Origin of the sequence: Microbacterium sp. UBA3394, from assembly GCF_002358725.1 — a bacterium.
Lineage (GTDB): Bacteria > Actinomycetota > Actinomycetes > Actinomycetales > Microbacteriaceae > Microbacterium > Microbacterium luteum.
The window spans coordinates 1-14,902 of sequence record NZ_DEPK01000188.1; the positions used below are offsets into that span (position 1 = coordinate 1).

The 14,902-nt window shown below is 68.4% G+C and carries 13 protein-coding genes; 4 read left to right on the forward strand and 9 right to left on the reverse strand.

All coding sequences use genetic code 11. The features are described 5' to 3' along the window. Positions 1 to 429, forward strand: a 429-nt coding sequence (locus B4E30_RS11180) for an SDR family oxidoreductase (RefSeq protein WP_286795345.1), incomplete at its 5' end; no start/stop codon positions are given. Between the two features lie 22 nt (positions 430 to 451). Here B4E30_RS11180 and B4E30_RS11185 read toward each other — a convergent pair. Genes B4E30_RS11185 through B4E30_RS11220 form a run of 8 tightly spaced genes read right to left on the reverse strand, consistent with a single transcriptional unit; the run spans position 452 to position 11,126 of the window. Further along, entirely contained in the window at positions 452 to 2,386 is a 1,935-nt protein-coding gene (locus tag B4E30_RS11185) for an SDR family NAD(P)-dependent oxidoreductase (RefSeq protein WP_286795346.1), read from the reverse strand. Beyond that, positions 2,383 to 3,873, reverse strand: coding sequence for an FGGY-family carbohydrate kinase (locus B4E30_RS11190; protein WP_286795347.1), 1,491 nt, complete (start codon positions 3,871 to 3,873; stop codon positions 2,383 to 2,385). Before B4E30_RS11190 ends, B4E30_RS11185 begins: the two co-directional genes overlap by 4 nt. A gap of 17 nt (positions 3,874 to 3,890) precedes the next feature. Then, entirely contained in the window at positions 3,891 to 5,537 is a 1,647-nt protein-coding gene (locus B4E30_RS11195; protein ID WP_286795348.1) for a glycerol-3-phosphate dehydrogenase/oxidase, read from the reverse strand. 52 nt (positions 5,538 to 5,589) lie between these two features. Next, entirely contained in the window at positions 5,590 to 6,462 is an 873-nt protein-coding gene (gene lsrF, locus B4E30_RS11200) for a 3-hydroxy-5-phosphonooxypentane-2,4-dione thiolase (RefSeq protein ID WP_286795349.1), read from the reverse strand. Next, positions 6,455 to 7,519 carry an ABC transporter permease gene (locus B4E30_RS11205; RefSeq protein WP_286795350.1) on the reverse strand — a complete coding sequence of 355 codons (1,065 nt, stop codon included), beginning with the start codon at positions 7,517 to 7,519 and terminating at the stop codon, positions 6,455 to 6,457. The genes lsrF and B4E30_RS11205 overlap by 8 nt, the downstream gene beginning before the upstream one ends. Next, a complete protein-coding gene (locus B4E30_RS11210; protein ID WP_286795351.1) occupies positions 7,516 to 8,511 on the reverse strand; it encodes an ABC transporter permease in 996 nt (331 codons plus the stop codon). Before B4E30_RS11210 ends, B4E30_RS11205 begins: the two co-directional genes overlap by 4 nt. Continuing rightward, entirely contained in the window at positions 8,508 to 10,004 is a 1,497-nt protein-coding gene (locus B4E30_RS11215) for a sugar ABC transporter ATP-binding protein (RefSeq protein WP_286795352.1), read from the reverse strand. Before B4E30_RS11215 ends, B4E30_RS11210 begins: the two co-directional genes overlap by 4 nt. 33 nt (positions 10,005 to 10,037) lie before the next feature. After that, a complete protein-coding gene (locus B4E30_RS11220; protein ID WP_286795353.1) occupies positions 10,038 to 11,126 on the reverse strand; it encodes a substrate-binding domain-containing protein in 1,089 nt (362 codons plus the stop codon). A 217-nt stretch (positions 11,127 to 11,343) separates the two neighbouring features. Here B4E30_RS11220 and B4E30_RS11225 point away from each other — a divergent pair, with 217 nt between their 5' ends. The 3 genes from B4E30_RS11225 to B4E30_RS11235 all read left to right on the forward strand — a co-directional run bounded on the left by B4E30_RS11225 (position 11,344) and on the right by B4E30_RS11235 (position 13,636). Continuing rightward, positions 11,344 to 12,093, forward strand: a complete 750-nt coding sequence (locus tag B4E30_RS11225) for a GntR family transcriptional regulator (RefSeq protein WP_286795354.1) — start codon at positions 11,344 to 11,346, stop codon at positions 12,091 to 12,093. 480 nt (positions 12,094 to 12,573) lie between these two features. After that, positions 12,574 to 13,311, forward strand: a complete 738-nt coding sequence (locus B4E30_RS11230; RefSeq protein WP_286795355.1) for a hypothetical protein — start codon at positions 12,574 to 12,576, stop codon at positions 13,309 to 13,311. A gap of 163 nt (positions 13,312 to 13,474) precedes the next feature. After that, a complete protein-coding gene (locus tag B4E30_RS11235) occupies positions 13,475 to 13,636 on the forward strand; it encodes a hypothetical protein (RefSeq protein ID WP_286795356.1) in 162 nt (53 codons plus the stop codon). A gap of 92 nt (positions 13,637 to 13,728) precedes the next feature. Here B4E30_RS11235 and B4E30_RS11240 read toward each other — a convergent pair whose 3' ends face one another. Then, positions 13,729 to 14,871, reverse strand: coding sequence for a hypothetical protein (locus B4E30_RS11240; protein WP_286795357.1), 1,143 nt, complete (start codon positions 14,869 to 14,871; stop codon positions 13,729 to 13,731). Positions 14,872 to 14,902: the final 31 nt, after the last annotated feature.

The window sequence follows — 14,902 nt, forward strand, 5'->3', positions numbered from 1 at the left end:
CACTACATCATCCGCACCAGCTGGGTCATCGGAGACGGCAACAACTTCATCCGCACCATGACCTCACTCGCCCAACGCGGAGTTAGTCCGTCGGTCGTGAGCGATCAGACCGGCCGGCTCACCTTCACGACCACCATCGCCGACGCCATCCAGCACCTCCTGACAGTGCGGCCCGAGTACGGCATCTACAACGTCACCAACGGCGGCGAGCCGATGACCTGGTACGAGATCGCACGCCGTGTCTTCGAGATCACCGGCCACGACCCCGACCGCGTCACACCCACGACGACGAGCGAGTACTACGCGGCGTCGACGGGACCGGTCGCACCCCGACCGGCGAACAGTCTCCTGTCCCTGTCAGGTCTTGCAGAGATCGCCTTCGAGCCGCCAGAAGCCGATCACGCGCTGCGGACATACCTGAAAGGCTGAACAGCCAGCGTGGGTCTGGCCGTCAGATCACGCGGTCGTTGCCGCCGTCGACACTGAGGTGTGCACCGGTCGTGGCGGAAAAGGACTCACAGAACGCCGCGACCGCCTCGGCGACGGTGGCACTGGTCACCTCGACGTGCAACAGGTTGCGGGTGCGGTACTCGTCCACGGTGAGCCCGTAGTGCGCCGCGCGGGCTTCGAGGAGCTCCGGTGTCCAGATCGCGGTGTCGAACACCGCATCCGGCTCGACCTGATTCACACGAATACCCTGCTCTGCCCACTCCAATGCCGCCACCCGTGCCAGCTGCGCCGCGGCGGCCTTGCTCGCCGAGTATGCCGCCACACCCGGGCCGGGAGCGGCGACGTTCTTCGTCGACACCAGCACCACCCGGCCCCCTCGAGGGGCGAGCGCGAGGTAGGGCTGCGTCGCGCGCAGAAGCCGCGCGGGTGCGGTGACGTTCACCCGGAACGCACGCTCCCACGCGCCGTCGTCGAGTTCGCCGATGGGCTGACTGGGCAGGAAGATCCCGGCGGCGATGACGACCATATCGACACCACCGAAGTCCCGCACCGCGCGATCGACCGCAGCCTCGAGCACCTGCCCGTCGCTCACATCCCCGACGACCCCGCGCCACGCCTCATCATCGAAGGCTTCTGCGGTGTCGGGGTTCAGGTCCACACCCACCACGGCCGCCCCGTCAGTCAGCAGTCGCTCCGCGACGGCGCGACCGATGCCCGAGGCCGCGCCGGTGACGATCGCGACCTCGCCTGTGAGCGGCCGGCGTGTGCGCCCGGCAAGCTTGGCCTGCTCGAGCGACCAGTACTCGATGTCGAACGTCTCGCCCGGGTCGAGGGAGCGATACCCGCCCAGACCGTCCGCCGCATCGACGATGTCCATTGTGTGCAGTGCCACGTCATGAGTGACCCGCATTGCCTTCACCGTCTCGCCGGCGACCAGGAACCCCAACTCGGCGTCGTGGATCACCCGGGGTGCGGGATCGAGCTCAACGACCGACGTCTTCGCGCGAGGGGCGTTGAGCTGGACGTAAGCACGATAGGCATCGGCATAGCCGGCCACATCGCGACCGACCATGGGCTCGCGCTTCGTATACAGCACGTGCTCCGGCGTCGCCGTGCCGCGGGTCGACCGCGCGGCGACGTCATCCCGGCGGCTGAAGGCGTCCGCGCGTGACGACGTCGACTGCCGCACGTGCATCGGGAAGCCGGCGGCATCGCTGATCTCGCGGCGGAGAGTTGCAACGGCGATCGCCACGCCTCGGCGCGCGATCGACTCCCCGTCGACACCCCAATCGTTCACTCCGGCGACTGCACCAGCTCGGGCGACGATGTCCCGGTGGCGACGGAGGACGGCATCCGGATCATCGCCGAACGTGAACAGCCCGTGGTTGCGCAGCACGATCGCATCGACCCCGGTCACGTCCGTCCGCGCGATCAGTCGCGCGAGGGGGAACCCGGGCATCACGTAGGGCAACACCAGGAGGCCGTCACCGAGGGCGTCGGCGATCTCCGCCGCCGAGACGTCGCGATTGGTGAGGGCCACGATGGCATCGGCGTGCGAGTGGAGGACGACGCGGCCCGGAAGGTAGGCGTGCAGCAGCGCCTCGATCGACGCCGTCGGGGCGGTCGCATCGAGCGAGGCCTGACGCAGTTCGTTGACCATCGCGGGGTCGTCGAGCTCATCGAGCTGCAGCAGTTCCGCGAGACGCTCCCGACGCAACGGCGCGAACCCGGCCGCTTCAATTGTTCCCAGGTTCCACCCGCTCCCCTTCACCATCACCAGGTCGACCGCGTCACCGGTGATGTCTCGGCCGGTGGCCTTGATGGAGGTGTTCCCCCCGCCGTGCAGCACGAGCGACGGATCAGATCCCAGGTCGCGGCTGACCCGGACGATCTCGGCAAGCGCCTCCTCGACATCGGGCCCCATGGTCACGGTCATGCACACGCCTCCCACACGGCACCCATGGCCGCGATCGAACGATCGAAGATCTGCGCCTGTGCGCAGTACGCCTCCCGGCACTCGCCCGGTGAGACCACCAGGGCAGGGTCGGGGTCGGAGCGCCACCCCGCGACATCCTGTCCGATCCCGCGTGCGGCGAGGAGCGCAACCCCGCGGGCGCCGAGTTCCGTGCCGAGCTGGCGACGCATCGGCCGGCCGACGATGTCGGCGAACATCTGAGCCCAGATAGGGTTCTTCGCCCCGCCGCCGGCAAGCGTCCACGGCTTGTCGGAGACGGTCGCCCCGCTCGCGCGCACCTTGTCGAGCTGCAAACGGTGATACTGCGTAATGCCCTCCGCGACCGCCCGCGCAACGTGCGGGAACCGGTGGCAGTCCTTGATACCGAGGAAAGTCCCCGAAGCCCCGAGATGCTCAGGGGCACCATGGATGAACGGCAGGAAGATGAGCCCGTCGGCGAGGGGCTCTGCGTCTTCCGCCGCCTCGAGCAGGTCACGCGGGGTGACCGGAACCGTCGATCGTGCACCGAGCAGGTGCGAAGCCCATTCGATACTCGCGGCGGACGTCGGCGCGACCTCCATCGCGAGCATCGCGCCCGGTTCGGGCAGCAGCGCGTTGATCGTCACCCGGGGCGGCTCGATGTGCGAGGGCACCACCACACTGTTGATCGCCCATGTTCCGACGATCACGGTGACATCGCCGAGACCGGCAGACCCCGCACCGAGGGGGCTCGCGACGCAGTCCATGCATCCCGCTACGACAGGGGTGCCGACCGGGAGGCCCGTTGCCCGCGAGGCCGCCTCGGTCACCTGGCCCACCACCTCGTCGCTTCGACGAAGGGGCGGGAACAATCGCGCCGTATCTGCGGGGAGCCCAAGCATCTCGATGACGGCAGGTTCGTAGTCGCGCGTCTCGAGGTTCACCAGGCCGCACCCCGACGAATCGGACAAGTCAGCGCTCGGCGTACCTGTCAGACACACGGTCAGCCAGTCCTTGCAGGTCAGCGCCCACCGGGCACGGGCGATCGTCTCCGGTTCGTTCTCGCGGAGCCACCGCAACAGCACACCGGGCTGCGCAGCCCACGGCATCGACCCGGTCATCCGGCGAACCCGCTCGACCTGGTCGGCGTCGAGACCCGCGACGACACCCTCGGCCCGGCTGTCGGTCGAAGCGATGGCGGTGCGCACGGGCCGGAGGTCTTCATCCACGAGATAGAGCCCGTTGCCATGTCCGGTCGCGCCCACGGCACCGATCGTCCACCCGTCGCGCAGCAGGTCGGCGGTGAGGTCGACCATCACGTCCGCGACGACGTCCCACAGGCCGTCCATGTCGACCTCCTGCCGCTCACGCGAGACCGCCACGCGCGGATTCGGCGCCGATACCGTCCGGATCTCGTCGCCACGCTCATCGAAAGCGGCCGCCTTCGCGGAGGTCAGGCCGACGTCGATCCCGATCACACAGATCTTCATTGATCCCACTTCTTTTCTCACGGCGATGTGACGTGCTCCGCAGCCAGCGCCCTCGGGCGGAAGCGGCGAACCGATTCACGGTAGCGCGCCAGTTCGGCATCGGCACGCGTGGGCTCCCAATCCGCGTGCGCGACGAGCACGGCAGCTGCCCGCGGCGCGGCCGCGAGCGCGACGTCGCTGTTCAACGCGATCGCGGTGCGGCGCAGCAACACGTCTTCGAGGGTGACCGCGCCTTCCTCGCGCACCGCGTGCACCACCTCGGCCGCGACCGCCCCGGTCTCGTCGTCGATGACCTCGGCGAGCGCGGGATCGGCGACGACGAGCGACTCGATCACATGCGCCTGCGCACCGTAGAGGTCGGCGAGGCGGGTCGCCGACCTGTCGGGCAGGACGCTGCGCGAGACGAAGGTCTTGCGGAACCGCGCGAGCGGTGCCGCCGGCGTTCCAGGGAAGAGCGCCTGACGCGTCGAGGAGGGCAGGTGATCCAGCCCGAGCGCCTTCTCGACGTGGCGCAGGACATCCTCGCCCAAGGCGCGGTGCGTCGTGTATTTGCCGCCGATCACGGTCATGAGTCCGGCCGCGTCGCCGGTGTGGTCGATGATCTCGCTGTCGCGAGTGACCGAAGCCGGGTTGTCGAGATCGGCTACGTACGGCAAGGGTCGCACGCCCGAGTACGACCAGAGCACATCGCCGGGAGTGAGCTTCGCCTGCGGCAACAGCCCGTTCACCGCCCGCAGGAGGTAGTCGATCTCCTCGTCGTCAACGACGACCTCCTCGATCGACGCGTCATACGGCAGGTCTGTCGTGCCGATCATGTACTTGCCGTCCCACCAGGGCAACACGAACATCGGCCGGTGGTCGTCGGGAGACTCGAAGAAGATGCACGTGTCGGGGGCGCCGGGGAACGGATCCACAACGAGATGGCTGCCCTTGGTCGGTCCGATCCGGCGCGCGTGCTCACCGGAGAGGTTGAGAACCTCGTCGACCCAGGGGCCGGCGCAGTTCACCACGACCGGCGCCCGCACCTCACGCCGCTCCCCCGTCTCACGATCCTGGTACGCGACTCCGGTGATCCGACCGCCCTCACGAAGCAGCTCCGTCACCGGCGTGTGGGTCAGCACCGTCGTGCCGTGACGTGCGGCGTCGACGGCGAGCTCGATCGCGAACCGCTCCGTGACCGGCACATGAGCATCTTGGAACAGCCCGCCCCAGGTCACGCCGCCCTTCGCTACCGACGGCCACTCGCGCTTCAGCCTGCCGGAGAAGACGATGCGGTTGAGGGGCAGACGCTTACCCAGCGACAACACGTCGTGCAGCATCAGCCCGCACGAGAGCATCCACCCCGGGCGCGACGCCTGCCTCGAGAACGGAATCAGCATCGGGTACGGCCGCACGAGGTGCGGGGCCGTCCGCAACAGAATGTTTCGCTCACGGATGGACTCGTACACCAGCGGAATCTCGAACCGCTCGAGGTACTTCAGCCCGCCGTGGATGAGGCGAGTCGAGATCGCCGACGTGCGAGCCGCGATGTCGTCCTTGTCGATCATGACGACATGCAGGCCCCGACGGGCGGCCTCACGGGCGATCGCGAGACCGTTGATGCCGGCGCCGATGACGATGACGTCGGCCGTCGTCGGCGCGGCGTAGGTACGCAGTGTGGGCATGGTGTTCCTTGGAAGGGGTGGGCGCCCCCGCTGAGGACGCCCACCGGGTCGATCAATGAGAGAGGGTCTCGAAGAGGTCGAAGGCCTCGTCGGGGGTGAGACCGTCGTGCACGACACCGCGGACAGCCGACAGCATCGCCGCCGGGGACTCCGACTGGAAGACGTTCCTCCCCATGTCAACGCCGGCCGCGCCCTCTTGGATCGCCCGGTACGCGACACGGAGCGCTTCCTTCTCTTCCACCTTCTTGCCGCCGGCGATCACGATCGGCACGGGGCAGGCGCTCGTGACCGTCTCGAACCCGTCCTCGACGTAGTAGGTCTTCACGAAGGAGGCCCCGAGCTCGGCGCTGATGCGGGTCGCGAGACGGAAGTACCGGGCATCGCGCACCATGTCACGGCCGACCGCGGTGACGGCGAGCACGGGGATCCCGGCGGCCTGACCCTGATCCACCAGGGTGGTCATGTTCTTGATCGACTTGGTCTCGTTCTCCCCACCGACGAAGACCTGCACGGCCAGTGCCGCCGCATCCAGCCGAACGGCGTCGTCGATCGAGACGGCGAGCTCTTCATCCGACAGCTCCTTCAACACGCTGGGACCGCCGGACGCGCGGAGCACGACGCCCTTCCCGTTGTCGGCGGGGATCGTGGTGCGCAGCGCGCCCCGCGTGCACATGAGGGCATCGGCCTGCGGCACGAGCGGCAGGATCGAGCGATCGAGGCGCTCAAGTCCCGACGTGGGGCCTTGGAAGTAGCCGTGGTCGAAAGCCAGCATGACGGTCTTGCCGTCCGTCGGATCGAACACGCGCGACATGCGGGCGCGAAGCCCCCAGTCCTGGCCCGACAGGCCCTTCAGATGGAACCCGCGCTCGGTCGAGGCGGCGCCGGAGTAGTCGGTTCCTTCGCGGAGGTCGTCGAGGTCAGCCATGGATGGTCTCCTTCTTTTCGGTGGATGAGGTGTCGGGGGACGAGGTGTCGGCGGAGGCACCGGGGCGCAGGGACGCGCGCAGTCGACGCCATGTGGTTCGGCCGGTGCCGGTGGTCGCGGAGGCGATCACCACGACCAGCACCACGAGCACCCCCTTGAGCACGTTCTGAGCACCGACCGACCAGCCGACGAGGTTGAGCAGGCCCGACAGCAGCACGAAGAACAGCGCACCGGTCCACGCGCCGACCGGCACCGGGCGCCCTCCCGAGATGAGGGTGCCTCCGATCACGACCACCGCGATCGAGTCGAGCATGTAGGACGTGCCGAGCACCGTGCTCGGTGAGATGTACGCAGCCAGCAGGCCGCCGACCAGTCCGGCGAATCCGGCGCTCTGCAGGTAGGCGGTCGCGGTGACCACAGCCACCTTGAGGCCCGCCCGTTCGGCGGCGCGCTCGCTCTGCCCGACGGCGATGATCGACACCCCGAGCCGCGTGTGACGCAGCACGAACCAGATCACGACCGTGAGCACGGCCACGAGGATGGCGATGACGGGCAGACCGAAGACCTTCGCGTTGACGAAGCCGCGCAGCGCCGGATCGGCGCCGCCGCGCGCCTCCGCCGCCAAGAGCAGCGTCGCGCTGGTGACGATCAGGCTCGTGGCAAGGGTGGCGATGATCGGGGGCACCCGCAGCACCAGGATCGCGAGCACACTGATCATCCCGGCCAGCAGCCCCGCACCGAAACCGGCGACCAGCCCCGCGATGGGACCTGCGGTCGCCCCGACGGCCACCGATACGTAGGAGGTCATCGAAATCACGGTTCCCACCGAAACGTCGATGTTGCCCGGCCCAAGCGTGATGACCAGCATCTGTCCGAGTGCGACGAGCACGAGGAAGGGCGCGAGCGAGAAGGCTCCGGCAAGCGGGTCCAGGGGCGCGCCGGGGCGAACCGCGACGGTGAAAGCCCACACCGCGAGCACACCGAGGAGTGACCAGCCCCACGGGGGCCACGGGAACGAACGGCGCGCGGAGGATGAGGGGGTGAGTGAGGCGTTCATCGCGCCACCTTTTCGGTGATGATGCGACCGGCGAGCACGGCGATGACGATCACGCCCTGCGCGGCCGACTGCAGACTGGAAGGGAGGTTGATGAGGCTGAGCAGCACGGTGATGAGGCCGAGCGTGACCGCGCCCAGGGTGGTACCGATCGGAAGCGCCCGCCCGCCGGAGAAGGTGCCGCCGCCGAGGATCACCGCGGCGATCGTCATGAGGGTGTACTCCCCCGCCGAGTTGATGTCGCCCGACCACGTCTGCGACGCAAGCATCAGTCCGGACAGGATCATCAGCACCGCCGCGATGGCATACGCGGCGATGCGCGTCCCGACCAGCGACACTCCTGCCTTCTCGAGTGTGGGCGATTGCGACCCCAGCGCGCGGAACCGGGTGCCGATCCGCGCGCGACGGGCGACGTACCACCCGATGACCGTCGCAATGACGATGAAGACGATCGGCGCAGGGAACCAGGTCGGGCGCCACTGCGACAGGGCTGCCATCCACTCGGGGGTCTGTCCACCCGGCGTGGGGAGGATCTGCAGGCCGATTCCGAGCCACACGAACGACATGCCGAGCGTGATGATGATCGAGGGCACCGACCAGCGCTGCACCACGACGGCAAGAACCGCATAGACGGCGATGATCGCGACGAAGACGGCGAGCGCGACGAGGGGCGTATCAGCCAGCACGGTCGCGGCGATCACCGTGACCAGGCTCACCAGGCTCCCCACGCTCAGGTCGATGTCGCCGACGCTCATGATGACCATCTGCGCCTGCGCCGCGAAGACCAGCGGCACCGATGACATGAGCATGAGGGTGAGGCCGGGCACACTGAGGATGCCCGGTTGCAGGGTCGCCGTGATCGCGAAGATCGCGATCAGCGCGACGAGCGCCAGCAGGGCGGGCGAGCCGTTCACGGCGCTGGCACGCAGCCGATCACGCGAGGTCGGGTTCGCGGACGTCGCAAGCGCTGCGCGGGTGGTGTCTGAGGTGGTCATCGTGTCGGCTCCGGGGTGTGCGCGTCCCCGAACGAGTCGGCGATGATGCGGTCTTCGGTGATCTCGTCGCCCGTCAGTTCGCTGACGATCCGACCCGACCGGAAGACGTAGACCCGGTCGCAGTGAGCCATCTCGCTGTTCTCGGTCGAGTACCAGACGATGGATCGGCCGCGGGACGCCTCGACGCGCATGAGCGCGTAGAGCTCGTTCTTGGTACTGACATCGACGCCGCGGAACGGGTCGTCGAGGAGAACCAGGGCAGCGTCTGTGGCGAAGGCGCGGGCGACGAGCACCTTCTGCTGGTTCCCTCCAGAGAGGGAGGTGATGGGCGCCCTCGCCCCACCCTTGACACGCAGGCGGTCGACCCACTCCGCGGCGAGGCGACGCTTCTGGGTCGAGCGGATCACCCCACCGACGGCCAGACGGCGGGTGGCCGACACGGTGAGGTTGTCGGCGACGCTCCAGAGCGGGAAGATGCCGCTGGACTGGCGATCACCCGGCACGTACGCGCGCCGCCTCGCGACGGTCGCGCCGCGCGCGTTGGTCCACAGACGCGCCAGCAGCGCGTCCTGCCCATGACCGGCGAGGCCCGCGAGGCCGACGATCTCCCCCGCCTGCACCGAGAAGTCATCGTGTCCGGCGCCGGTCAGCCGCGCAACGGTGCCGTCGGCGCGCAGGTCCGCGTCACCATCGGCGGTGACGCGCCGCATCGTCGCGGTGTCGGCACGCACCTCGCCGCCCATGGCGGTGAGCAGCGCATCCTCATCGGTCTGCCTCGCGGCGACCACGTCGACGATTCGGCCGTCCTTCATGACGGCGATGCGGTCAGCCGCACTGAGGACCTCCTGCATGCGGTGGGAGATCAGCACCATGCTCACGCCCTGTTCGGTCAGTCGTCGCAGGTGCGCGTAGAGCTGCCGGGTGGCGTTGACGCTCAACGACTCCGTCGGCTCGTCGAGGATGAGCATCGACAGATGGGGGGTGCAGAGGGCACGCGCGATCTCGACCATCTGGCGCTGCGCCATCGAGAGGTCGCTCGTTCGACGCACGATGCTCACCCCGTGGCCGGGGAAAACAGAGTCGAGCACATCGACGACGCCGCGTTCGGCACGTCTGCGCCACGACCATCCCCGCGCGGAAGGGTCCGACAGGGCGATGTTCTCGGCGACGGTGAGGTCGGGGCACAGCGCCAGTTCCTGATAGATCATGCGCACACCCGCATCCGCGGCGGTCTTCTGCGTCCATGCGCCACCGGTGTGCCAGGTGACACGACCGGCGTCGGGCTGTTCACGCCCGGCGAGCACACGCATCAGGGTGCTCTTGCCGGCGCCGTTGTGGCCGACCAGTCCGAGGATCTCCCCGCGATCGATCGCGATGTCGATGCCCGAGAGGGCCGTGGTGCTTCCGTACGTCTTCGTGACGCCGTCGGCGGCGAGCACGACCTCGTGCGTCTCGGCGGCGACGCCGATGGGGTTCTTCACCGCAGCTGTCATCCGGGTTCTCCTTCGAACTGGTCGGCCGGGGGTTTACTCGACGACCGGCGCCTGGACGACTTCGCCGTTCAGCAGGGCCTCGATCGCGGCCTGCGTAGACGCCTCATCCCACGGGTTGGCGGCGTACTCGTCGGTGCCGAGCTGGTCCACCCAGGTGGAGAGGTTGTCCTGCGTCACCTGCACGAGGGGCAGCACGACCTGCTCGGGGACCTCCTCGCCGCGCTCCTTCGCGACAGCCACATAGAGGGCGGCGACGACCTGGCCGGGGTCGGTCAGCGCGGCGAACGATCCGTTGTCGATGCCGCTCTTCTGCCAGAACTCCAGCGACTTGCCATCGGTGTCGAAGACCACGACGGGGGCTTCACGGCCGGCGGACTCGAAGGCCTGCACGACACCCATCCCGCCGATGCACCCCGGCACCGCGGCGATCTCCGGCAGCGAGCCGAGGATCGCGACGATCTCCTTCTGCGCGGTGGCCGAGTCGCAGTATCCGTTCACCTCGGCCGAGACCGTGACGTCGGGGTAGTCCTCGAGGATCTCCAGCTGGCGAGCGTGGAACGCCTCCTCCGGCTGGGAGCCGATGACACCGCGGTTGATGACGATGTTCCCTTCGCCGCCGATCGCCTCCAGGGCCGGCATGAGGGAATCCTCACCCCACTGGCCGTAATCGTTGCGCACGACCGTGCCGCAGCTGGTGTCCATGTCGGCGTCGAGGATGATGACGTTGATGCCTGCGGTGCAGGCCTCCTCGATCACCGGAACGAGGGCCGTCGACGACGCCGGGATCACCATCAGCACGTCGGGGTTCTCCAGCATGAGGCTGCGAATCTGCGAGGCCTGTTCGGTCGCACTGTTCTCGCCGGGGGCGTTGACGACGGAGTACTCCGAGACGATGCCCTCGGACTTCAACTCCTCGGCGGCGGTCTCGAACTTGTCGATCAGGGTCAGGCGCCATCCGTTGACGAAGCCGTTCGAGAGCGCGACGCTCAGCCCCTCGGGCTCGCCTTCCGCGCTCGCGTCGTCGCCTGTTGCGGCCGTTCCGGCACAGCCGGCCAACACGAGTGCCGCCGTTGCGGCCGCGGCAGCCGCGCCCCATGCGCGGCGGGTCTTGGTGAACTTCATCGTCTCTTCTCCTGGTTCGCTTCTTTGCGGGATTGCGCTGCTGTTCTGCGCGGACCGACCCATTCCCGTCTTCACTCCGTCAGCGATCCGGGCACTTGTCATGATGAGTATGACATGATGAGTTGGTGATGATCACCATAGAGAGCGAAGCGGGTCGTGTCAATCGCGCGATTGGTACGCTGTGACCGCCACAGGGGTGGCACGAAGGGGGTCCCAGATGTCGACGACGTCGTCTCCCGCGACGCTTGACCGGTCGGCGGAGGCCCCGCTCTGGCAGCAGCTCGCACGGCATCTTCGCGAAGAGATCCAGACCGGGAGACTGCTCCCCGACCAGGCGCTTCCCTCGGAGTCCGAGCTGATCGACCGCTTCGGCGTCTCTCGGACGGTCGTCCGCGAGGCACTGGCGGAGCTGGTGCGTACCGGCCTGATCTACAAGGTGCGGGCACGCGGATCGTTCGTCTCGCCCCAGCGCCCCGATCTGAAGTTCATCGGATCGATGAGCGGCTCCGCCGCAGACCTCACCGCAGCCGGCCGCTCGGTCACCACCCGGGTGCTGGAATTCGTCACCACCGAGGCAGACGACGGGGACGCCGCCGCGTTACGGCTCGACGTCGGCGACCCGGTCGTTCGACTGCGCCGACTGCGCCGCGTTGATGGCACCCCATGGCTTCTCGTCGACACCGTGCTGCCGGCCAGCCGCTTCCCCACCCTGGTGCGCGCGAATCTCGTCAACCGCTCGCTCTACGAACACCTCCGACGCAACTTCGGCGTCGAACCGGTCGGCGCCGACCGGTGGATCAGCGCCGTCGTACCCTCGGCCGCCGACGCGGAACTCCTCGAACTCGAGGCCGGGCAACCGGTGCTGTCCATCGAGTCCGTCGCCTGGGACGGCGACGGCGTTCCCTTCGAGCGTTACAGCGCTCTTCACCGCAGCGACGACGTCCGCTTCCACGTCGGCATCCGCTAGCCGCTCCGCAGCGTTCCATCCGCATACTGCGTGACAAGCCGGGTGCCGCCGCGAACCGCGCCCTAACTCAGGATGGCGCGGGTCGGATCGGGCTGGAGGCCCGAATCACTGGCCGTGAGCCGCATCCAGCCTGAGTTGGTGCACGTGCCCGCCGGAACATGCGGGCGAACACGAGCCCGCGGGCGAGCCCGCTCCTCAGGTCGCCCCCGGCCGCCACACCCACCCGTGCACTAACTCAGGCTGAAGGGGTCCAGACGCGGGTAGACGCCCGAGTCACCGGCTTGCGGTCACCGTCCAGCCTGAATTGGGGCACGTGGGCGCGCGGCCACCCGCCGCCTCCTTAATTCGTTGGAAACGCGACGGTAACCCGGCGGGGTCGCGTGACCGATAACGTTCCAGAGTTGGGCAGCGGAGTTCGGTGCATTCATTGGGGGAGCATCGGGCAGTGATGTTGTCCGCGTCATACGAGGTTGGGGACTCATGAAGACGAAACAACGGCGTCTGCTGTCGGCTGGGATCGCGGGAGCGCTGGTGATCGGCGGGATCAGCACCTGGTCCATCACAGCGGCCAACGCAGACAGCCTCTCCGGCTCGGTGTCGGTGGTGCTGGACTTCACGGATAAGGACACGCCCACCGCGACGATCGTCTCGCAGAATCTGTCGTCCGTCACCGCATGGGGGGTCGCCGAGCTGTCGTACGGCAGCACCGTGAAGCGGTGGGGTCCCACGAAGTACGACGCGGGTCAGAGCCGCACGTACTACCACGAGATTCCCGGCTGCTCGTGCGAGCTGGCGGCGAGCGCGACCGCCATCGCCTGGGGCTTCCACGAAGACGGCGACCGAGAGCCCGACTGGACGACCGGCGAAATGACCACCGCGGATCCGCGCGTCACCGTCATCGGATGCGACGGCCCGACCCCGACCCCGACTCCCACACCGACCGTCACGCCGACGCCCACGCCGACGCCGACGCCGACGGTGACCCCGTCACCTACGCCTACGGTGACCCCGTCGCCGACGCCCACCGTCACGCCCTCCCCGTCGCCGACCGGATCGCCGACGGACACACCGACGCCCGACCCGACGACGACCCCGGCAGCAGCCGCCGGGCAGCTTCCGGCGACGGGCGGCGTGATCGGATGGACCCTCGGCCTCGGAGCGCTCGGTGCCGCGGCTGTCGGCGCCGGAGTGTGGCTGCGTCGTCACCGGCGGGCTTGACGCACGGTATCGATCGCGCTTAGCGCAGCAATCGCGCAGCGAACGTCGAGGAATAGCCGGGTTGGGCCGTTCGGCATCGGTCGACGGCCCACCCGCTGGCTAGCCTCGAAGGCGCGGGTGCTCTGAGCCGCCACGCTGGAACGTTCACCAATCTGGGGGGATCATGAACGCTCGCCGACGCACGCTGTATGCGCCGCGGCAGTCCCGACCGCTGACGCCGTGGTGGCGCCATGAGGTCGGCGGACTGCCCGTGTGGGCGATGATCGTGATCGTGCCGGTGCTGGTCGCCCTTGTCGGCTACACCGTCCTGAACATTCCCAGCTGACGGCAACGTCGTCCCGCAAAACCGTGGCGCCGTCCCAACACGGCACCCACGCGCGAGACCCCCGGATTCTTCCGGGGGTCTCGTGTTTCTCGTCAGAGAGCGGCCCAGATGGTGGCGAGCCGTGCCGCGTCGGGCATCGGACAATTCGCGTCGTACCAGCTCTGCGGCAGCGCCTGGTCGGCGGCCGCATACGCGTCGTCGACCGTGAACTCGCCCGACGCCGGCGTCGGCGGGTTGTGCGAGACCACCGTGTTCGATGCGCTCGCGAAGTTCCATCCGCGAATCGAACCCGCGATGAGGCTGTCCGACGCCGTCGCATTGGTGACCGGATCTGTCGTCTTTCCCCACAGCGTGTTCTGCGCCGTCATCACATGCCGCCCGGCACCGATCGGGTAGCGCCCGGTGCCCCGCAGCCCGCCGATGAAGGCCGAGTGCGCGAGGCTCACCCCGCTCGTGCGCTCCATCATCAGCACCTGCGAGCTGGACTGAAAGAACACGCTGTCCTCGAAAAGAAGGTTTCGGATCCCGCCACTCCCGCTCGATCGGCTCGCCTGGAACGTGTCGCAGTGCGAGCTCGATCCCGCGGTTTTGTAGGCCGGCGCGACGTAGCATCCGAGAAGCGAGACGCCGTCGATGGAGTAGTTGTTCGCGATGCGGAACGCCATGCGATCGGTATCGTCATCGACCTGATTCGGCAGCACGCACTCGACGAACTCGACCCCGCTCGTATTCGCATTGTTCGCTGTGATGTTCAGCTGACCGACCGTCGACCACGCCAACGCGAAGTCCTGCGCGTCTCGCACGAGCACCGCCTGGCCGCTGAAGTCGAAGCCGACGACCGAGATCCCCGACACGTTCACGAAGGCATAGCCCCGACTGGACGCCTGAGCGATCGTTCCACTCGCGGTCACCGTGCCCCAGCCATCGCGCGGCACGACCAGCACGCGCCACGTGCGCCCGCCCGCGTTGATGCTCTGCAGCACGCCGTAGTCGGTGGAACCCGCCCCGTACCCGACGTCGAAGACACCCGGCTTCACCGCGATCTTGATCTTGCCCTGCGGCTGCTGCTGGATGGCATCGGCGATCGCGTTCTGGATCGTCCACCAGTTCGGCTCCACCTCGACCACGAGGTCGAAGGCGTCGCCCGGCTCGGGCGTGCGTGCCGGCCAGTGCGACCCGGCCGGGCCGTAGGCGCCGGACGCCGAAGCGGGTGACTCCGGTACCGGCGTCGGCACAGGATCTGTCGGCGCTGGGTCTGTTGGCATC